The sequence below is a fragment of the Arthrobacter zhaoguopingii genome, from assembly GCF_009828605.1.
Classification (GTDB): domain Bacteria; phylum Actinomycetota; class Actinomycetes; order Actinomycetales; family Micrococcaceae; genus Arthrobacter_D; species Arthrobacter_D zhaoguopingii.
Genome location: NZ_WIAE01000009.1, coordinates 120,153 through 138,161, shown reverse-complemented (window position 1 = coordinate 138,161; position 18,009 = coordinate 120,153). Strand labels below are relative to the sequence as shown.

Genomic DNA, 18,009 nt, shown 5'->3' with positions numbered 1-18,009 from the left:
GATGAGCGAGACTCCCGCGGCCGACCGCTTCTCCGATGAACAGAGCCCGCGCCGGCTCCACCGTTCTGCGGTGATCCACCGCGGGTACGTGTGGAACGTCGTCGAGGAGACCTTCAGCCTCGACGACGGCGGAGAGGAAATCACCCGGGAGTACATCGACCACCCTGGCGCGGTGGCAGTGCTGGCGATGGATGAGCAGGATCGGATCCTGCTCATCCGCCAGTACCGCCACCCCGCCCGGATGGTGCTCTGGGAGATCCCGGCCGGGCTGCTGGACGAGCCCGGCGAGGACTTCGTGGAGGCGGCCGCGCGCGAACTGGCCGAGGAAGCCGACCTGACTGCGGGGGAGTGGAACGTGCTGGCCGACCTGTTCCTCTCCCCGGGATCCTCAAGCGAGGCCCTGCGGATCTACCTCGCGCGCGGCATCGGCTCCGTGCCCGAGGCGGACCTGCACACCCGCACCCACGAGGAAGCGGAGATCGAACTGCTGTGGGTGCCCCTGAACGAAGCCGTCACGGCGGTCCTTGAGGGCCGGATGCACAGCCCGTCCGCTGCGGCAGCCGTCCTGGCGGCCCATGCCGCCCGCGCCGACGGCTATGCGCGCCTGCGCCCCGCGGACACGCCCTGGCCGGAACACCCAAGCCAGCACGGCACGTGGCCGCACGGCGCGGTCCTGCGGGACTGATCGTGCCGGCAGCAGCGGAAAAAACCGCAGGGGACGAGTTCCAGGCCACCCGGCCGGGCCGGCTGATCAATGAATACCTTCAGCATATGGCCGTGGAACGGGGCCTGTCCGCGAACACCCTTGCGGCCTACCGGCGCGACCTGCTGCGCTACCACCGCTTCCTGCAGGCCAGCGGCATCGACGACATCTCAAGGATCACCCGTCGTGACGTGACAGGCTTCGCGCAGGCCGTCGCAACCGGCTCGGACGGCCAGTCGCCGCTGAGCCCGAGGTCGGCGGCCCGCACCGTAGTGGCCGTCCGCGGACTCCACCGCTTCTGGGCGCTTGAGGGGATGAGCGAGACAGACCCGGCCCGGGACGTCCATCCGCCGGCCGCCGGCCAGCGCCTTCCCAAGGCAATCTCCGTGGACGAGGTTTTCCGCATCCTCGAAGCCGTCGACACTTCGACCCCCTCGGGCCAGCGGGACCGTGCCCTGCTCGAATTCCTCTACTCGACCGGGGCGCGGATCAGCGAGGCCGTCGGGCTCGACGTCGACGACGTGTCGGTCGACGAGGCGCTCAGCGGCCCCGCCGTCGTCCGGCTGTTCGGCAAGGGCTCCAAGGAACGGCTCGTGCCGCTGGGCTCCTACGCCGCGAAGGCCATCGACTCCTACCTGGTGCGCGGCCGGCCGGCACTCTCCGGCAAGGGCAAGGGCAAGGGCGGGCCGGGCCTGTTCCTCAACATGCGCGGCGGGCGGCTGAGCCGCCAGAGCGCCTGGACCATCCTGAAGGCTGCGGCCGGGAAGGCACAGGTTACCCGTGAGGTTTCACCGCACACCCTGCGGCACTCCTTTGCCACCCACCTGCTCGAAGGCGGCGCCGACGTCCGCGTCGTCCAGGAACTGCTCGGACACGCCTCGGTGACCACGACGCAGGTCTACACACTGGTGACGGCCGAGACGCTGCGCGAAGTGTATGCGGCCTCCCACCCCCGGGCCTTCGGCTGAGCGGGCAGCTGATGCCTTCAAGCGGCGGCTCCGCCGCTCTGCCACCCGACCCCCTGCTATCTGACCGCATGCCATCAGCGTCCGCCCCTGAGGTGCCGGCGCCCGGCGAGCCCCTGCCCGCCGGGGCGTTCCGTCCGGTGGTGCTGTGCTTCCTGTTCCGTTCCGCCGCCGGTCGCCGGGAGGTGCTGCTGGGCCTCAAGCACCAGGGCTTCGGCACCGGGCGGATCGTCGCCCTCGGCGGGAAGCTCGAGCCGGGGGAGACCCCCGCCCAGGCCGCCGTGCGCGAGGTGGCCGAGGAGTCCGGCCTGCTCGTGGAGGAGGCCGACCTGGGGTTCCTCGGCGAAGTGACCTGGGACTTTCCGGCCAACCCGGCGTGGAACATGCGGGCCTGGATCTTCACGGCCGACCGTTTCACCGGGGATGCCGGTCTCAGCGACGAAATCACCCCGGAGTGGTTCCCGGTGACGGCGCCGCCCTGGGACGGCATGTGGGAGGACGCCGCCCACTGGCTGCCGCGTGTGCTCGCGCGGGAGCCCTTCAGCGCCGACATCGTCCTTGACGCCCACAGCGTCGGTGTGGCTTCCGCCTCCGTGAGTCCCGCCCGGGCGGGCGGGACCGACGGGACGCCGGAGCGGCCGATCGCTCAGGGGACGTGACGTTCCTCCGGCCCGTTGTAGGCGCTCAGCGGCCGGATCAGTGAGTTGGACTCGAGCTGCTCCATGATGTGGGCGGTCCACCCCGTGATGCGGGCGGCGATGAACAGCGGAGTGAACATCTCCGTGTCGAATCCCATCAGGTGGTAGGTGGGCCCGGCCGGGTAGTCGAGGTTCGGCTTGATTCCCTTGGCCTCCTCCATGGCGGTCTCAAGCCCGCTGTAGAGGCCCAGGATCTCGTCCCGGCCGTAGTAGCGGATCATGGCATCCAGCGCCGCCTTCATGGTGGGGACGCGCGAGTCACCGTTCTTGTAGACCCGGTGCCCAAAGCCCATGACCTTCTTCTTCTGCGCCAGGGCGTCCTCCATCCAGGCCTTGGCCCTGGCCGCGGCGTCCTCCGCCGGCTCGTCCTCGCGGATCCCGATCTCCTCGAAGGTATGCATCACCGCCTCGTTCGCGCCGCCGTGCAGCGGGCCCTTCAAGGCGCCGATCGCCCCGGTGACCGCGGAGTGCAGGTCGGACAGGGTCGAGGTGATGACCCGCGCGGTGAACGTCGAGGCGTTGAAGGAGTGCTCGGCGTAGAGCACCATCGAGATGTTGAAGGCCTCGACGACCTCGGGCGGTGCCTCCTCGCCGAAGGTCATCCACAGGAAGTTCGCGGCGTACCCGAGATCCTCCCGCGGCTCCACCACGTCAAGGCCCCGGCGGCGCCGCTGGTCATAGGCGACGACGGCGGGGAAGGCGGCGAAGAGCGCGGCGGCCTTCTCGAGGTTCGCCTGGCGGGAGTTGTCCCCGGCCAGCGGGTGCCCGGCGCCGAGCACCGACACCGCGGTCCGCCCGACATCCATCGGGTGGCTCGTCAGGGGCAGCAGGTCGATGACCTGCCGGACGTTTCCGGGCAGGGCCCGGCCGGCGCGCTCGAACGCCGTGAATTCAGCCAGTTCCTCCGTGCCGGGCAGTTCGCCGTGCCACAGCAGCCACGCCACCTCCTCGAAGGAGCATCGAGCGGCGAGCTCCTGGACCGGGTATCCGCGGTACAGCAGGGAGTTGGTCTCCGGGTTCACCTTCGAGACGGAGGTGTAGTCGACAGTCACCCCTGCCAGGCCCTTGTGGATCTCGGGTGCGGCCGGGGGAGCTGGCTGGGTGCTGGTCAAATCGAACTCCTTCGGTGGAAACACGGTGCCGGCGGAAGGTCCGCTAGCGCCCGTCGGGAACCTGGAAATTGAAGACTGACGTATCGAACCTGTTGTAGCCCTCGTAGTCCACCAGTTCGTACAGGCGGGCCCGGGTCTGCATCTCCGGGACCGCCTGCTGCTGGGTGCCGTTGGCCCGGATGGAGTCCAGCGTACGCTCCGCGGCGCCCATGGCACTGCGCAGCAAGGTGACCGGATAGATAACAATATTGACCCCCGCGTCGTGGAGCTGGTTGGTGGTGAACAGCTCGCTCTTGCCGAACTCGGTCATGTTGGCGAGGATCGGCACATCCACGGCCGCCCGGATGGCTCGAAACTCCTCGAGGTCGCGCATGGCCTCCGGGAAGATCGCGTCGGCGCCGGCGTCGACGAGCGCCCGCGCGCGGTCCTGGGCGGCGCGCAGCGAGTCGGTGCCGCGGATGTCGGTGCGGGCCATGACCAGGAAGTTCGGGTCGCGGCGCGCGTCGACCGCCGCGCGGATCCGCTTCGCGGCGGTGTCGAGATCCACGACCTGCTTCCCGTCGAGGTGTCCGCACCGCTTGGGGTTGAACTGGTCCTCGATGTGGCAGCCGGCCAGGCCGGCGTTCTCGAGTTCCTGCACCGTGCGTGCGACGTTCATCGGCTCCCCGAAGCCGGTGTCGGCGTCGACGATCGAGGGGAGGTCGGTCATCCGGGCGATCTGCCCGGCCCGCTGCGCCACTTCGGTGAGGGTGGTGAGGCCGATATCGGGCAGGCCGAGCTCGGCGGCGAGCACCGCCCCGGAGATGTAGACGCCGTCGAATCCCTTGTCCTCGATCAGGCGGGCGGAGAGGGGGTTGAAGGCACCGGGGAACTGCTGCAGGGTGCCGGAGGCGAGCCCCGCACGCAGCGCGGCTCGCTTCGATTCGGGGGTGGTGGCTGAATACAGCATGGCGTCCTTCCTAGAACAGGCCGCCGCGGGCCGCGGCGGTGTCGATCAGGCCGGGGCGGGCCCGGAGGTTCAGCGAGGAGAGCGAGCCGGCGGGAAGCTCGGGCAGGCGCCCGACGACGTCCAGGAACCGCTCGACCTCGGAGTCTTCGGCGACACCGGCCGCCAGGGTGCGGAACTTCTCGATGTACTGGGCCCGGCCGAACGGGCGCGCCCCGAGCGGGTGGGCATCGGCGACGGCGATCTCGTCGGAGACCACCCGCCCGTCGGCCAGCGTGATGTCAACGCGGCCGCCGAAGGCCTTCTCCGTGATGTCGAGGGAGTGGTAGCGGCGGGTCCACTCGGGGTCTTCGGTCGTCTCGACCTTCCGCCACAGCTCGACGGTGTCGGGACGGTTGGCGCGCTCCGGGGCGTAGGAGCGCTCGTGGTGCCAGGCGCCGTCCTGCAGCGCCACGGCGAAGATGTACGGGATGGAGTGATCGAGCGTCTCCCGGGAAGCCGCGGGGTCGTACTTCTGCGGGTCGTTGGCCCCCGAGCCAATGACGTAGTGGGTGTGGTGGGAGGTGGAGAGCAGAATCCCGCGCACATTGGCGGGGTCCCGAAGCTCCGGGTGGGCCGCGTGAAGGCGCCGTGCCAGGTCGATCCAGGCCTGGGCCTGGTATTCGGCCGAATGTTCCTTGGTGTAGGTGTCGAGGATGGCCCGCTTCGGCTCGCCCGGCGCGGGCAGGGGCACCTCGTAGCGGGCCTCGGGCCCGTCGAGGAGCCACGCGATCACGCCGTCCTCACCCTCGTAGATGGGGGTGGGGGAGGTCTGGCCGCGCATGGCCCGGTCCACGGCCTCGATGGCCATCTTCCCGGCGAAGGCCGGTGCGTAGGCCTTCCAGGTTGAGATTTCGCCCTTGCGGGACTGCCGGGTGGCGGTGGTGGTGTGAAGGGCCTGCCCGACGGCGTGGAAGATGGTGTCCGGATCGAGGCCGAGGAGGGTGCCGAGCCCCGCGGCGGCCGAGGGGCCGAGGTGGGCCACGTGGTCGATCTTGTGCTTGTGAAGGCTGATGGCCTTCACGAGATCGACCTGGACCTCATAGCCGGTCACGATGCCGCGCAGCAGCGCCTCCCCGGAGGCCCCGGTGTGCTGGGCCGCGGCCAGCAGGGGAGGGATGTTGTCGCCGGGGTGGGAGTAGTCGGCGGCGAGGAACGTGTCGTGGTAGTCGAGCTCGCGCACCGCCACCCCGTTGGCCCAGGCAGCCCATTCGGGGGAGGAGGGGGTGTCAACGCCGAACACAGATGCCCCGCGGCCCGAGGCGGGAGCGCTGTGGCTCGCCGCCTGCGCACGGGCAGCGCTCACCGGCGCCCGGGTGAGCGAGGCGAGTGCCACCGAGGCGTTGTCGATGATCCGGTTGATCACCATGTCGGCGGCCTCAGGGGTGACGGCGACCGGATCGGCTGCGACCTGCGCGATGCGGTACGCCAGCTGGCCCTCCTTGGGCAGGTTATCCTCGCTGCGGTGGACTCGAACGGGGTGGAGCTCCATGGTGCTTCCTTTCGGGGTTCAGGCGCCGAGCGGTCCGGGGACCGAAGCCTGGAGGTGGTGGAGGCTGTTGGAAAGGTGGATGGTCACGGCGGCCGCGGCGAGTTCGGCGTTCCCCCGGGCGACCGCCTCGGCGATCTGGCGGTGTTCGCCGGCGGAGGCGAGCAGCCGGTCCGGGTTGTCGCGGGCCAGGCGGCGGGCGCGCACGAGGTGGGTCCGGAGCTGGCGCTGGGCCTGCACCAGGTACGGGTTGGCGGCGGCTTCGTCGATGGCGGCGTCGAGCTCGGCGACCAGCCCGTAGTAGGCGTGCTGGTCGGTGCCGCCGGAGGAGATCAGGGCGCCCGCGGCCTCGAAGCGTTCGGCCAGGTCATCGAAGGCCGCCGGGTCGCGCCGGGCCGCGGCGAGGCGGGCCGCTGCACATTCGAGGGGAAGGCGGACCTCGAAGAGGTCGGCGACACCGGCCAGGGACACCCCGGTCACGACCACGCCGCGGCCGGAATGCGCGGCCGCCAGCCCCTCGGCCACAAGCCGCGAGAGGGCCTCCCGAAGCGGCGTGCGGGAAATGCCCAACCGGCGGGCCTGCTCAACCTCGGCCAGGAGCGTCCCCGGGGGAAGGCGCCACTCGAGGATGTCCGCGCGCAGCGACCCGTATGCCCTGTCACTTGCGCGCATCGGAGTCCTCCCGGAAGGCTTGGGGGTGCTGATCGCAGCCCTCCGCTCAATGTATACACTGAACGTGGTGGTCCGCAAGAACACGGGCACGCAACGGTTTAGCGAGGCATCTGTGTATACAAAGTGCCCTCATCGCGCCCACCGGTCCTCGAATTCCGGCCGACCGGGGATTCGTACCGGGAGCCGTGCCGCTCGGGCTGACCGTCGGCGAGGTACTCGAGGTACCGGCGGGCGGTCACTCCCGACAGATCCAGAGTCCGAGCCACGCCGGACAGTGGTCATCCACCCGCAACTTTCGACCTCAGGTTGAACCTCAAGGCTCGCGCCCCGCCGGGGTCCTCGTGCACCGGGGGCGTGCCGGCCGGTTGTAACGTTGACCAAAGGATTAGCTCAAAAAGCAATGTAGAGATACAAACGGAAGCGTGGAGAAATACGTGAGTAGCGAACAGGGTTCCACAACTCTGCAGAACGCCACCCCTGAACTAGGGCCGACCGGACGTCCGGTGACCTTATTTCCCGAGCCGGCAGTCCTCGATTCCCACGGCCCAGCCCGCATCATCGCCATGGTGAACCAGAAGGGCGGTGTCGGCAAGACGACGTCCACCATCAACCTCGGGGCCGCGCTCGCCGAGGCCGGGCGGCGCGTGCTCCTTGTTGATTTCGACCCGCAGGGCGCGCTGTCCGCCGGGCTCGGCACCAACCCCCATGAGCTCGACGTCACGGTGTACAACGTCCTCATGGACCGCAAGGTCGACATCCGGGACGCCATCCACACGACGGCCTTCGAGAATGTCGACCTGCTGCCGGCGAACATCGACCTGTCCGCGGCCGAGGTCCAACTGGTCAACGAGGTCGCCCGCGAACAGGTGCTCGACCGGGCACTGCGCAAGGTCTCCGACGATTACGACGTCATCCTGATCGACTGCCAGCCCTCGCTGGGACTGCTCACGGTCAATGCGCTGACCGCCGCCCATGGCGTCATCATTCCGCTGATCTGCGAATTCTTCGCCCTGCGCGCTGTCGCCCTGCTCGTTGAGACCATCGAGAAGGTCCAGGACCGGCTCAACCCGCGGCTGCAGGTCGACGGTGTGCTCGCGACTATGTACGACGCCCGGACCCTCCACAGCCGGGAGGTCATCGCGCGGCTCGTGGAGGCCTTCGGCGAGAAGGTCTTCGAGACGGTGATCAAACGCACCATCAAGTTCGCCGATGCCACGGTGGCCGCCGAGCCGATCACCACCTACGCGGGCAACCACCCGGGGGCCGACGCCTACCGCAGGCTCGCCAAGGAACTGATCGCCAGGGGCGGCGCGCCCTGATGACCCCCCGCCATGGGCAGCACGGCTGAGGGCGCGCACCCTCCGCCGCTGACGGCGGGGCTGCCGGAGAATCCGCCAGCGGCAGGCAAGGCGGTCTTCGAGGTCCGCCTGACCAACTTCTCCGGCCCCTTCGACCTCCTGCTGGGTCTGATCAGCAAACGGGAGCTGGACATCACGGAGATCGCCCTCGCCGAGGTCACCGACGAGTTCATCTCCCATATCCGCAGGATGCAGGCCGAGCACGGTTCCTGGGCGCTCGACGAGGCCAGCGAGTTCCTCGTTGTCGCCGCGACGCTCCTCGACCTCAAGGCGGCACGGCTCCTGCCGCGCGGCGAGGTGGAGGATGACGAGGACATTGCGCTGCTTGAGGCCCGCGACCTGCTGTTCGCGCGCCTGCTGCAGTACCGGGCGTTCAAGGAGATTTCGCGCCAGCTCGCCGAACGGTTCGAGACCGAAGGGGACAGGTACCCCCGGGACACCCCGCTGGAGCCGGCCTTCACGGCGCTGCTTCCCGACCTGGTCTGGACCACCACGGCGGAGGACCTCGCGGCGTTGGCTGCTGCTGCGCTGCAGCCCCGGGAGGCCGTTCCGGAGGGCGTGCGGGTAGACCACCTCCACGGATCGGCGGTCAGCATCCGGGAGGAGGCAGGCCTGCTCGAGGCCCACCTGCGGAACGCCGGATCGCTGTCCTTCGGGGAGCTCACCGCCGACGCCGCGGAGACCCTGGTGGTCGTGGTGCGGTTCCTCGCCCTCCTGGAGATGTTCCGCGACGGGGTGGTTTCCTTCGACCAGGACGAGCCGCTCGGGGAGCTGCGCATCCGCTGGTCGGGCGGCGATGAGCCCTTCCCGGCTGACAGCATCGGCGCTGACTACGGTGCTGACTTCGGTGCGGGTTACGGTCCGGAGTCAGTGGGGCCCGGTACCGTGGAGTCGACGCAGCAGTGAGCCTGGTCCCGACAGGGGACCAGGAGCCGCTGGGCCTGGAGCCACCAGGCCTGGATGCCCTCGGCCGCGAGCCGGCGGCCCCATCGGATCCCGCGCCCGCGGCGGCTCAGCAGCTGCCCAGCGCGGGGGAGAGCACAACACGAAAGGACATCCAGTGACCGGTACCGATCTCGACGAGGCCGCCCCCACCGGAGCAGAAGCTGCTGCGGCCGAGGCCTTTTCCGCCGCCGAACAGCCCGGTGGACTGAAGGCGGCCCTCGAAGCGGTGCTCATGGTCGTTGAGAATCCGGTGACCGAGCAGGAACTTGCGCAGGCACTCGCCGTGGGCGCCGAGGAGGTTCGGGCGATGCTCGTGAACCTCCAGCAGGAGTACGACGGTTATACTGTGAAGGGCCCAAAGAGTGCCGATGATCCTCAACCCCGTGGTTTTGAGCTGCGCAACGTCGGCGGCGGGTGGCGCATCTACTCCCGGAGCTGGTTCGCTCCGGTGGTTTCGGCCTTCGTTTTGGGCGGCCAGTCATCACGGCTTTCCCAGGCCGCGCTGGAGACCCTGGCGGTCATTGCCTACCGCCAGCCCGTATCGCGGGCACGGGTATCGGCAATCCGTGCGGTGAACGTCGATTCGGTGGTGCGCACGTTGACCCAGCGGGCGTTGATCGCCGCCGTCGGAACCGACCCGGAGACCGGGGCAGTCCTCTATGGGACCACCCCGCATTTTCTGGAAAGATTAGGACTCGGCAGCGTAGCCGAGCTGCCGCGGCTCTCGCCCCACCTGCCCGGCCTCGAAAACCTTGGGGACTATGAAGACACAACTTACTGAAAACGCTGACCAGAAGGACTCTTAATGACACAGGCGCCAGGATCCGGCTCCGGACGGAACGACGCTCGAGGTGGCGGCAGGTCCACTGGTAGGCCAACAGGTGGTACGGGCCGTGGACGCTCCGGCGGCGGTTACGAGCGCTCCGGAGGCGCCGCACGTCCCCAGCGTGATGACCGCCCCCAGCGCGACGAGCGGGCCGAGCGCCCTCAGCGTGATGACCGCCCCCAGCGCGCGGGAGCTGGAGCCGGGCGCGGACGCTCCACCGAGGGCCGCCACGCCGCAGGGCGTCCCGCCCAGGGCCGTCCCGCCCAGGGCCGTCCCGCCGGTGACGCACGCGGTGCGGGCCGTCCCACGGGCGAGCGTTCGGGCCGTCCCGCCGGTGATCCACGCGGTGCGGGCCGTCCCACGGGCGAGCGTTCGGGCCGTCCCGCCGGTGATGCACGCGGTGCGGGCCGTCCCACGGGCGAGCGTTCGGGCCGTCCCGCCGGTGACGCACGCGGTGCTGGCCGTCCGGGGGAGGCGCGGCGCGATTCCGGCTACCGTGGCACCGGAAACCCCGCCGCCGACCGATACGCGGCCAAGAAGTCAGGCGGCGGGAAGCCTCGACAGAAGCCATCGGGCCCCCGCGCCTTTGGCGGAGAGCGCTTCGGCAAGGACCTGGGTCCGGTACGCCGTCCCAAGGCCGCCCGCACCACCCGTCCCGCCGACGAACTCGACATGCACAACCCCGACGGCGTGCGGCTCCAGAAGGTCATGGCCTCGGCAGGGGTCGCCTCCCGCCGCGTCTGCGAGGAGATGATCCTCGACGGCAGGGTCGAGGTGGACGGCACCATCGTGCGCGAACTCGGTGTCCGGGTGGTCCCGTCCGAGGTGTCAATCCACGTCGACGGCATGCGCCTCCAGCTCAACGAGGACCTGAAGTACTACGTCTTCAACAAGCCGCGCGGCGTCATCTCCACCATGGAGGACCCCGAGGGCCGTCCGAGCATCGGGAACTTCCTCAAGAACAAGAACAAGAACGAGCGGCTGTTCCACGTCGGCCGGCTCGACGCCGAAACCGAGGGACTCCTGCTCCTCACCAACGACGGCGAGCTCACCAACCGGCTCACCCACCCGTCATACGAAGTGCCCAAAACGTACTACGTGCAGGTCCGCGGCCCGATGGGCCCGGGCATCGGCGCCCAGATGAAGGAAGGCATCGAGCTCGAGGACGGCATCTCCAAGGTCGATTCCTTCAAGCTCATCGACTCCACGCCCGGACACATCCTCGTCGAGGTGGTGCTGCACTCGGGGAAGAACCGCGTGGTACGCCGCCTGTTCGACGCAGTCGGGCACCCCGTGGAGCGTCTTGTCCGCACCCAGATCGGCCCGATCCGCCTGAACGACCAGCGGCAGGGAAGCATCCGTGTTCTGGGCCGCCAGGAGGTCGGCCACCTCCTTGCATCGGTAGGCCTCTAGCGGATGGAACCTGCAAGGGACAACGGAACGCATCTTGCCGGTCCGGTGCTGGTGATCGGCACGGGCCTGCTCGGCGCGAGCATCGGCCTGGGGCTGCGCGCCCGCGGAGTCGACGTCGCACTCTCGGACATCTCGCCGTCGACCCAGGCGGTCGCCGTTGATATCGGCGCCGGGCGCGCCCTCGGGGATGCCTCCGGGTTCGCGCCCGAACTCGTCGTCGTGGCGGCCCCGCCCGACGTGGCCGCGGCGCTCGCCGCCTCGGCCCTCGCCGACTACCCCGGCGCCGTCGTCATCGATATTGCGAGCGTCAAGTCGGCCGTCCTGCAGGGGGTCGAGGCAGCGGTAAGGGATCCGGCGATCCTTGAGCGCTACGTCGGCACCCACCCCATGGCCGGCCGGGAACGGTCCGGCCCCGTGGCTGCCACCGCCGAACTGTTCACCGGAATGCCTTGGGTCCTGTGCCCGGGCCCTGCCAGTTCGCCCGCCGCGGTCCGCTGCGCCGAAGCCCTCGCAGTGGATCTCGGAGCCGTGCCGGCGCGCATGTCCCCGGAGGAGCACGACGAGACGGTCGCGCTGATCTCCCACCTTCCGCAGGTGCTTTCCTCCCTCGTTGCCAGCCGGCTCGCCGACACCCCCGCACACTCCCTCGCCCTCGCAGGCAACGGGCTCCGGGACGTGACGCGCATCGCCGCCAGCGACCCCCGCCTGTGGGTACAGATCCTCTCGGCGAACGCCGAGAAGCTCGTGCGGATCCTGTACGGCGTGCGGGAGGACCTCAACCGGCTGATCGGCACCCTCGAAAATCCCGTGGCCGCCGGCGCGCGTCTCGACATGGCGCAGCTGATGGCCGAGGGAAACGCCGGCCAGGCACGCATCCCGGGCAAGCACGGCACGCCGCCGGGATCCTTCGCCCGGCTCACGGTGCTCGTCGAGGACGTGCCGGGCCAGATCGCCAGCCTCCTCACCGAAATCGGCGACATTGGGGTCAACATCGAGGACCTGCGCCTTGAGCATTCACCCGGCCGCCAGGTCGGCATGGCAGAGGTCTGGGTTGTCCCCGGCCGTCGAAACGAGCTGGCGGAGTCACTTACCGGCCGCGGCTGGAAGGTCGTTCAATGAGCGAATCCACGATCCACTCCCACTTCCGGCTCGGGAAGTCGCTGGTGGTGGCCATCGACGGTCCGTCCGGTTCCGGCAAGTCAAGCGTCAGCCGGGAGGCCGCACGCCGGCTCCACGCCGCCTACCTCGACACCGGGGCCATGTACCGCGCGGTGACGCTTCACTGCCTCTCAACCGGGATCGACCTCAAGGACGCCGCCGCCGTCGAGCACGCAGCACGGGCCATCGAGCTGTACATCAGCACGAGCCCCGACCGCGAGCTGGTCACCTTGGCCGGCGTGGATGTCACCACGGCGATCCGCGAACCCCGGGTCTCCGAAGCCGTCAGTGCCGTGGCGACGACACTCGGCGCACGGGCCGAACTGATCCGGCGCCAGCGGGCGCTGATCGCCGGTGCCGGGCACCGGATCGTCGCCGAGGGCAGGGACATCACCACCGTCGTCGCCCCCGACGCCGAGGTCCGGATCCTGCTCACCGCCAGCGAATCGGCACGCCTGCGGCGGCGCGGTGACCAGCTCGGCGGAACCCAGTCTTCGTCCCAGCTGCAGCAGCAGGTGCTCGAACGGGACGCCAAGGATTCGACGGTCGTCAATTTCCAGCAGGCCGCCGACGGGGTCGTTACCGTCGACTCGTCCGAGCTCGACTTCGAGCAGACGGTCGAAGCCGTCCTGGACGTCGTCCACACCGTCGCCCACTAGCAGTTTCGACTGAATTAAGGAAAACACTCATGAGCGGGAACCTCTCGCCCCAGGACCCCACCGGGCCCGACACTGATTTTGAACCGACCGGCGACGACCAGATCGCCGAACACCTCGACGCGCTCGATGACGCCGAAGCCGAGGTGCGCGCGGCCTCGCTGCGCGCCGGGCTGGCCGATTACGAGCTCGACGAAGAGGACGCCGCGCTGCTCGCCCAGGGGGACGAGGAGTACGACGAAGAGGCCGAACAGCGCCTCAATCCGGTGCTCGCGATCGTCGGCCGGCCCAACGTCGGAAAGTCGACGCTGGTCAACCGCATCCTCGGCCGCCGTGAGGCGGTCGTTGAGGACACCCCCGGGGTGACCCGCGACCGGGTGTCGTACCCGGCTCAGTGGAACGGGCGGAACTTCACCCTCGTCGACACCGGCGGGTGGGAGGTCGACGCCAAGGGCATCGCGGCGCGCGTCGCCGACCAGGCCGAGATCGCCGTCGACATGGCCGACGCCGTCCTCCTCGTCGTCGACGCCACCGTGGGCGCCACGGCGACCGACGAGGCGGTCGTGAAGATGCTCCGCCGGAAGAAGAAGCCGGTCATCCTCGTAGCCAATAAGGTCGACGACATCCAGAACGAGGCGGACGCCTCCTTCCTGTGGGGGCTCGGTTTCGGCCAGCCCTGGCCGGTCTCCGCCCTGCACGGCAGGGGCACGGCCGACATGCTCGACCAGGTCATTGAGATCCTGCCCGAATTCTCCGAACACGGCGGCATCGAACGCACCGGCGGCCCCCGCAGGGTGGCCCTGATCGGCCGGCCCAATGTCGGCAAGTCATCCCTCCTGAACAAGCTCGCCGGCTCGGACCGCGTCGTTGTCGACCCGCTGGCCGGCACCACCCGCGACCCGGTCGACGAAATGATCGAACTCGGCGGGCGCACCTGGCGCTTCGTCGACACCGCCGGCATCCGGCGCCGCGTGCACATGCAGCAGGGCGCCGACTTCTACGCCTCCCTGCGCACGCAGTCGGCGCTGGAGAAGGCCGAGGTCGCCGTTGTGCTGCTGGCCGTCGATGAGGTCCTCAGCGAGCAGGACGTGCGCGTCCTGAACATGGCGATCGAATCCGGCCGGGCCCTGGTCCTCGCCTTCAACAAGTGGGACCTGCTCGACGACGAGCGCCGCCGGTACCTTGAGCGCGAGATCGAGCAGGACCTCGCGCACGTCGACTGGGCGCCGCGGGTCAACATCTCCGCACTGACCGGCTGGCACAAGGACCGACTGGTACCGGCCCTTGACACCGCCCTCGAGTCCTGGGACCGCCGTATCCCCACGGGGCGGCTCAATGCGTTCCTCGGCGAGCTCGTGGCCGCCCACCCGCACCCGGTGCGCGGGGGCAAGCAGCCACGCATCCTCTTCGGCACCCAGGCCTCAAGCCGTCCGCCCAAGTTCGTGCTCTTCACCACAGGTTTCCTCGACCCGGGGTACCGACGCTTCATCACCCGCCGCCTGCGGGAAACCTTCGGTTTCGAGGGGACACCCATCGAGGTCAGCATGCGCGTGAGGGAAAAGCGGGGACGCAAACGCTGAGCATTGTCCGGAGCCACCCGGAAAATGCTGTACAGTAATTGAGGTGGTTTGACCGGCTGGTTGAACCGATCGGGATGTGGCGCAGCTTGGTAGCGCACTTGACTGGGGGTCAAGGGGTCGCAGGTTCAAATCCTGTCATCCCGACAGAGAAAACACAGCAGGGGCCGTTTCCGGAACAACCGGAAGCGGCCCCTGCTGCGTTATCCGGCGTGTTGAGCGGTGTGCTCACGACCGCCGTCCGTTCCGCCCGGCGCTGGCCGCCGCCGGAAATCCGCTCCGCGGCTAACCGCCGCCGGTGCCCTCCTCCTCGCCATCGGGTCCCGCGGTTTCCGGCCCGGTCCCTTCGCCTTCGGTCCCGGTGCCCCCGCCGCCGGTGTTGTCGGTCCCGGTTGCGCCGGCGTCCGTAGCCCCGGTTGTCGGCTCACAGGCGTCGGTACCCCGGCCCGTGCCGGTTCCATCGGCCGCCTCGGTTTCGGTGCCCGTGCCTCCGGTTTCGGTGCCATCGGTGCCCGTGCCTCCGGTTTCGGTGCCATCGGTGCCGGTGGCTGCGGTGCCGGTCGCTCCGGTGCCGGCGGGTCCGGTTTCGCCGCCTCCGGCCGCGCCGGTTTCGGTTGCGCCGGTGCCGGTGGCTCCGATCGAGGGTTGAACGCTCTCGGGATCCGTGGCCCCAGTGCCTTCGGTTTCGGTCCCGGTTCCGCCGGTCCCTCCTCCTTCCCCGCCGCGCGGCTCGCAGGACGCCTCGGCTGTCGCGGACTCAGCGGCCGGCACAGTCGGGTCCTGGGTCACCTCCTCGACGGGGTTCTCCGGGCCGGGACCGCCGGTCCCGCCACAACCAACGAGAAGCAGCGCACTCACACCCAGCGCCGCCGGGAGAGTCTTCAATTTTGTGGAGATCATATTGATCACCTCCCGCCCTGATCGCGCGGTTAACCCTAGGCAGGGATAAACCGCATGGGCAATAAATCCGGTACCGCACGGATAACTTCCTCAGGTTCGCGGGGGAGCGTATAAGGCCTTCATTCGAACCGGACGGCACGCTACCCGCCGATGATTTATGCCTATACTCGATCAGGATCGGCTCGGGCAGCGCTGCCCCTCTCCTCCCCCCGAAGAACGACGAAAGGCAATCATGAGCAACGTCCCCGAAGGCCTCTACTACACCGCCGAACACGAGTGGGTCACCGAGCCCAATGCGGCCGGCATCGTCCGGGTGGGCATCACCGACTTCGCCCAGGACGCCCTGGGCGACGTGGTGTACGTCCAGATGCCCGAGGTCGGTACTTCGGTGACCGGTGCGGACGTTGTGGGGGAGGTCGAGTCGACGAAGAGCGTCAGCGACATCTACGCTCCCGTCACCGGCGAGGTTGTTTCACGCAATGAGGGGCTCGACGACGATCCCGCCCTCATCAACTCCGATCCCTACGGCGAGGGCTGGCTGATGGAGATCAAGGTCGAGAGTGCATCGGTTGTCGAGGACTTGCTGAGTTCAACGGAATACTCACAGCAGGTAGGCTAGACACACCGGCTCTGGCAGTACTTCACGGCCAACCGGCATTGTCCGGTTGGCCGCCTAATGTGGGAGGAAACACCAATGGTTGGCGACGATAGCGCAGCCGTAAACGTCGGAGGGCACCACGAGGAGTCCCCGGAAACTACGACGATCGGCCTGCCTCCGCAGGCAGCCTTCGCGGAGGTTGAGCGGCACCTCACCAAGGAGGAACAGGCCTCGGTGGCAGCGCTGCCGGCAGGCTCCGCCCTCCTTGTGGCCCATTCCGGCCCCAACGCCGGAGCGCGGTTCCTCCTGGATGAGGACGTCACCAAGGCCGGGCGCCACCCCAATGCCGACATCTTCCTTGACGACGTCACCGTCTCCCGGCAGCACGCCGAGTTCCGCCGCACCCCCCACGGGTTCATGGTCGTCGACACCCGGAGCCTCAACGGCACCTACGTGAACAACGACCGCGTGGACAGCGTGGTGCTGCGCAGCGGCAACGAGGTCCAGATTGGCAAGTTCCGGCTTACCTTCTACGCCGCCCGCGCCACCATGGCCGGCCAGACGCCCTCCCAGCCCGCGGCACAGGCCTGATCCACTTCATGCCGACACCCCAGCCCAGCCGGCGCAGCGTCGGCATCGCCCCGGCCCATCCCGGCCCCGGAGTCCTCAATATCGGGGAAGTGCTGCGGGAGCTGGCGGCGGAGTTTCCGCAGGTCACGGCGTCCAAGATCCGGTTCCTTGAGGAAAAGGGACTGATCAGCCCGCAGCGCACCCGTGCCGGGTACCGCAAATACGCTCCCACCGACGTCGAGCGCCTGCGGTTCGTCCTTGCCCTTCAGCGCGATCAGTACCTGCCGCTGAAGGTGATCAAGGATTACGTCGACGCCATCGACCGCGGTGAACGGCCCGAGTCGCTGCCCGGGGGAATGAGCCTGTCCCCGCGGATGGTCTCGGACCAGCTGGCCCGCGAGCTCAGCTCCCACGCCCGCAGGCTCACCGCGGAGACCCTCGCGGCCGAGGCCAAGGCCCCCCGCCGCCTGGTCGACGACCTGGTCAGCTTCGGGCTGATCGCCCCGGTGGAGGGCCGGTTCGACGAGCATGCCCTGAAGGTCACCCAGGCCTGCGTCCAGCTCGAGAGCCACGGCATCGAACCCCGCCACCTGCGCCCCTTCCGGGCCGCCGCCGACCGCGAGCTCGGACTGGTCGAACGCGTCGTCGCCCCGGTGGCCTCCCGCCGCGACGTGGCCTCGAAGGCCCGGGCGGCCGAAACCGCCCGCGAGATCAGCGAATTGTGCCTCAACCTTCACAGCGCCCTGGTTTACTCTCAGATAGCCAGAATGGACAGTTAGGCCGGCCATGATCGAAGTCGAAGTTGTCGGAGTTCGAATTGAGCTGCCCTCCAACCAGCCCCTTGTGCTGCTGAAGGAACTGACGGGGGAGCGGCACATCCCCATCTGGATCGGGGCACCTGAGGCCAGTGCCATTGCGTTCGTCCAGCAGGGCATCGTCCCGCCCCGGCCGATGACCCACGACCTTCTCGTCAGCGTTGTCGCCGCCGCGGGGCGTGCCATCACCGAGGTTCGCATCGTCGCAGTGCAGGACACCGTCTTCCACGCGGAACTCGTGCTCGACGACGGTACCCGGGTCAGCTCCCGTGCCTCCGACGCCCTGGCCGTCGCCCTGCGCGTCCCCTGCAGCATCTACTGCGCGGAGCAGGTCCTCGATGCAGCCGGTGTGGAGATCGCCGACCCCGAGGCCGACGACGAGGAAACCGGCGATCAGGAAACGGCCGAGAAGGAACTCAAGCAGTTCCGCGAATTCCTCGCCGACGTCGAGCCCGAGGATTTCGAGCCCTGACCGCCCGACACGCAAATCTTCGAGGCCCGCATCTTTGACCTTGTGTCCCGCGCGATCTAACGTCAAAGCATACGGTTCCCATTGCAACGGAGAGGAA

19 protein-coding genes and 1 tRNA gene are annotated in these 18,009 nt (G+C 69.0%); 15 read left to right on the top strand and 5 right to left on the bottom strand.

Features of this window, described 5'->3' with window-relative positions; genetic code table 11:
• Nucleotide 1: 1 nt before the first annotated feature.
• The 3 genes from GVV77_RS13180 to GVV77_RS13170 all read left to right on the top strand — a co-directional run bounded on the left by GVV77_RS13180 (nucleotide 2) and on the right by GVV77_RS13170 (nucleotide 2,327).
• Entirely contained in the window at nucleotides 2–685 is a 684-nt protein-coding gene (locus GVV77_RS13180; RefSeq protein ID WP_159619060.1) for an NUDIX domain-containing protein, read from the top strand.
• Nucleotides 655–1,671: a site-specific tyrosine recombinase XerD gene (xerD, locus tag GVV77_RS13175; RefSeq protein WP_425483367.1), complete on the top strand. Its 1,017-nt coding sequence runs from the start codon at nucleotides 655–657 to the stop codon at nucleotides 1,669–1,671. The genes GVV77_RS13180 and xerD overlap by 31 nt, the downstream gene beginning before the upstream one ends.
• A gap of 68 nt (nucleotides 1,672–1,739) precedes the next feature.
• Nucleotides 1,740–2,327, top strand: a complete 588-nt coding sequence (locus GVV77_RS13170) for an 8-oxo-dGTP diphosphatase (RefSeq protein WP_159619058.1) — start codon at nucleotides 1,740–1,742, stop codon at nucleotides 2,325–2,327.
• Here GVV77_RS13170 and GVV77_RS13165 read toward each other — a convergent pair.
• Genes GVV77_RS13165 through GVV77_RS13150 form a run of 4 tightly spaced genes read right to left on the bottom strand, consistent with a single transcriptional unit; the run spans nucleotide 2,315 to nucleotide 6,624 of the window.
• Nucleotides 2,315–3,478, bottom strand: a complete 1,164-nt coding sequence (locus tag GVV77_RS13165; RefSeq protein WP_159619056.1) for a bifunctional 2-methylcitrate synthase/citrate synthase — start codon at nucleotides 3,476–3,478, stop codon at nucleotides 2,315–2,317. The genes GVV77_RS13170 and GVV77_RS13165 overlap by 13 nt on opposite strands.
• 43 nt (nucleotides 3,479–3,521) lie before the next feature.
• On the bottom strand, nucleotides 3,522–4,427 hold the full coding sequence (gene prpB / locus GVV77_RS13160) for a methylisocitrate lyase (protein ID WP_159619054.1): 906 nt from the start codon (nucleotides 4,425–4,427) through the stop codon (nucleotides 3,522–3,524).
• 10 nt (nucleotides 4,428–4,437) lie between these two features.
• The gene (locus GVV77_RS13155) at nucleotides 4,438–5,955 is read right to left on the bottom strand and encodes an MmgE/PrpD family protein (protein ID WP_159619052.1); all 1,518 of its coding nucleotides are present in this window, start codon (nucleotides 5,953–5,955) and stop codon (nucleotides 4,438–4,440) included.
• An 18-nt stretch (nucleotides 5,956–5,973) separates the two neighbouring features.
• Nucleotides 5,974–6,624 carry a GntR family transcriptional regulator gene (locus tag GVV77_RS13150; protein ID WP_159619050.1) on the bottom strand — a complete coding sequence of 217 codons (651 nt, stop codon included), beginning with the start codon at nucleotides 6,622–6,624 and terminating at the stop codon, nucleotides 5,974–5,976.
• A 434-nt stretch (nucleotides 6,625–7,058) separates the two neighbouring features.
• Between GVV77_RS13150 and GVV77_RS13145 the strand changes: the two genes are divergently transcribed.
• The 8 genes from GVV77_RS13145 (at nucleotide 7,059) to GVV77_RS13110 (ending at nucleotide 14,704) form a co-directional block, all read left to right on the top strand.
• Nucleotides 7,059–7,943 (top strand): ParA family protein, encoded by an 885-nt coding sequence (locus GVV77_RS13145; RefSeq protein ID WP_159619048.1) that lies wholly within the window; start codon nucleotides 7,059–7,061, stop codon nucleotides 7,941–7,943.
• 12 nt (nucleotides 7,944–7,955) lie between these two features.
• Nucleotides 7,956–8,888, top strand: coding sequence for a segregation and condensation protein A (locus GVV77_RS13140; protein WP_159619046.1), 933 nt, complete (start codon nucleotides 7,956–7,958; stop codon nucleotides 8,886–8,888).
• 154 nt (nucleotides 8,889–9,042) lie between these two features.
• On the top strand, nucleotides 9,043–9,708 hold the full coding sequence (gene scpB, locus GVV77_RS18400; protein WP_425483366.1) for an SMC-Scp complex subunit ScpB: 666 nt from the start codon (nucleotides 9,043–9,045) through the stop codon (nucleotides 9,706–9,708).
• Between the two features lie 24 nt (nucleotides 9,709–9,732).
• Nucleotides 9,733–11,166: a pseudouridine synthase gene (locus GVV77_RS18395; protein WP_159619042.1), complete on the top strand. Its 1,434-nt coding sequence runs from the start codon at nucleotides 9,733–9,735 to the stop codon at nucleotides 11,164–11,166.
• A gap of 3 nt (nucleotides 11,167–11,169) precedes the next feature.
• The gene (locus GVV77_RS13125; RefSeq protein WP_159619040.1) at nucleotides 11,170–12,285 is read left to right on the top strand and encodes a prephenate dehydrogenase; all 1,116 of its coding nucleotides are present in this window, start codon (nucleotides 11,170–11,172) and stop codon (nucleotides 12,283–12,285) included.
• Nucleotides 12,282–12,983 (top strand): (d)CMP kinase, encoded by a 702-nt coding sequence (gene cmk / locus GVV77_RS13120; protein ID WP_133404884.1) that lies wholly within the window; start codon nucleotides 12,282–12,284, stop codon nucleotides 12,981–12,983. Before GVV77_RS13125 ends, cmk begins: the two co-directional genes overlap by 4 nt.
• A gap of 29 nt (nucleotides 12,984–13,012) precedes the next feature.
• The gene (gene der / locus GVV77_RS13115) at nucleotides 13,013–14,560 is read left to right on the top strand and encodes a ribosome biogenesis GTPase Der (RefSeq protein ID WP_159619038.1); all 1,548 of its coding nucleotides are present in this window, start codon (nucleotides 13,013–13,015) and stop codon (nucleotides 14,558–14,560) included.
• Between the two features lie 70 nt (nucleotides 14,561–14,630).
• Nucleotides 14,631–14,704 (top strand) — tRNA-Pro (locus GVV77_RS13110).
• Nucleotides 14,705–14,842: 138 nt separating this feature from the next.
• Here the strand turns inward: GVV77_RS13110 and GVV77_RS13105 are convergent.
• On the bottom strand, nucleotides 14,843–15,457 hold the full coding sequence (locus tag GVV77_RS13105; RefSeq protein ID WP_159619036.1) for a hypothetical protein: 615 nt from the start codon (nucleotides 15,455–15,457) through the stop codon (nucleotides 14,843–14,845).
• A 232-nt stretch (nucleotides 15,458–15,689) separates the two neighbouring features.
• Here GVV77_RS13105 and gcvH point away from each other — a divergent pair, with 232 nt between their 5' ends.
• From gcvH to GVV77_RS13085, 4 genes are all read left to right on the top strand, one after another.
• Nucleotides 15,690–16,076 (top strand): glycine cleavage system protein GcvH, encoded by a 387-nt coding sequence (gcvH, locus tag GVV77_RS13100; RefSeq protein ID WP_120169741.1) that lies wholly within the window; start codon nucleotides 15,690–15,692, stop codon nucleotides 16,074–16,076.
• Between the two features lie 75 nt (nucleotides 16,077–16,151).
• Nucleotides 16,152–16,646, top strand: a complete 495-nt coding sequence (locus GVV77_RS13095; RefSeq protein ID WP_159619034.1) for an FHA domain-containing protein — start codon at nucleotides 16,152–16,154, stop codon at nucleotides 16,644–16,646.
• 8 nt (nucleotides 16,647–16,654) lie between these two features.
• On the top strand, nucleotides 16,655–17,404 hold the full coding sequence (ftsR, locus tag GVV77_RS13090; RefSeq protein ID WP_159619032.1) for a transcriptional regulator FtsR: 750 nt from the start codon (nucleotides 16,655–16,657) through the stop codon (nucleotides 17,402–17,404).
• A 7-nt stretch (nucleotides 17,405–17,411) separates the two neighbouring features.
• A complete protein-coding gene (locus GVV77_RS13085) occupies nucleotides 17,412–17,912 on the top strand; it encodes a bifunctional nuclease family protein (RefSeq protein ID WP_159619030.1) in 501 nt (166 codons plus the stop codon).
• The last annotated feature ends 97 nt before the right edge of the window (nucleotides 17,913–18,009 follow it).

Excerpts from the sequence above, each read along its gene's own strand:
- GVV77_RS13180 (WP_159619060.1), top strand. The coding sequence starts at position 2 with ATGAGCGAGACTCCCGCGGCCGACCGCTTCTCCGATGAACAGAGCCCG.
- GVV77_RS13170 (WP_159619058.1), top strand. The coding sequence starts at position 1,740 with ATGCCATCAGCGTCCGCCCCTGAGGTGCCGGCGCCCGGCGAGCCCCTG.
- prpB (WP_159619054.1), bottom strand. The coding sequence starts at position 4,427 with ATGCTGTATTCAGCCACCACCCCCGAATCGAAGCGAGCCGCGCTGCGT.
- GVV77_RS13155 (WP_159619052.1), bottom strand. The coding sequence starts at position 5,955 with ATGGAGCTCCACCCCGTTCGAGTCCACCGCAGCGAGGATAACCTGCCC.
- GVV77_RS13150 (WP_159619050.1), bottom strand. The coding sequence starts at position 6,624 with ATGCGCGCAAGTGACAGGGCATACGGGTCGCTGCGCGCGGACATCCTC.
- GVV77_RS13140 (WP_159619046.1), top strand. The coding sequence starts at position 7,956 with ATGGGCAGCACGGCTGAGGGCGCGCACCCTCCGCCGCTGACGGCGGGG.
- GVV77_RS18395 (WP_159619042.1), top strand. The coding sequence starts at position 9,733 with ATGACACAGGCGCCAGGATCCGGCTCCGGACGGAACGACGCTCGAGGT.
- GVV77_RS13125 (WP_159619040.1), top strand. The coding sequence starts at position 11,170 with ATGGAACCTGCAAGGGACAACGGAACGCATCTTGCCGGTCCGGTGCTG.
- cmk (WP_133404884.1), top strand. The coding sequence starts at position 12,282 with ATGAGCGAATCCACGATCCACTCCCACTTCCGGCTCGGGAAGTCGCTG.
- der (WP_159619038.1), top strand. The coding sequence starts at position 13,013 with ATGAGCGGGAACCTCTCGCCCCAGGACCCCACCGGGCCCGACACTGAT.
- GVV77_RS13105 (WP_159619036.1), bottom strand. The coding sequence starts at position 15,457 with ATGATCTCCACAAAATTGAAGACTCTCCCGGCGGCGCTGGGTGTGAGT.
- gcvH (WP_120169741.1), top strand. The coding sequence starts at position 15,690 with ATGAGCAACGTCCCCGAAGGCCTCTACTACACCGCCGAACACGAGTGG.
- GVV77_RS13095 (WP_159619034.1), top strand. The coding sequence starts at position 16,152 with ATGGTTGGCGACGATAGCGCAGCCGTAAACGTCGGAGGGCACCACGAG.
- ftsR (WP_159619032.1), top strand. The coding sequence starts at position 16,655 with ATGCCGACACCCCAGCCCAGCCGGCGCAGCGTCGGCATCGCCCCGGCC.
- GVV77_RS13085 (WP_159619030.1), top strand. The coding sequence starts at position 17,412 with ATGATCGAAGTCGAAGTTGTCGGAGTTCGAATTGAGCTGCCCTCCAAC.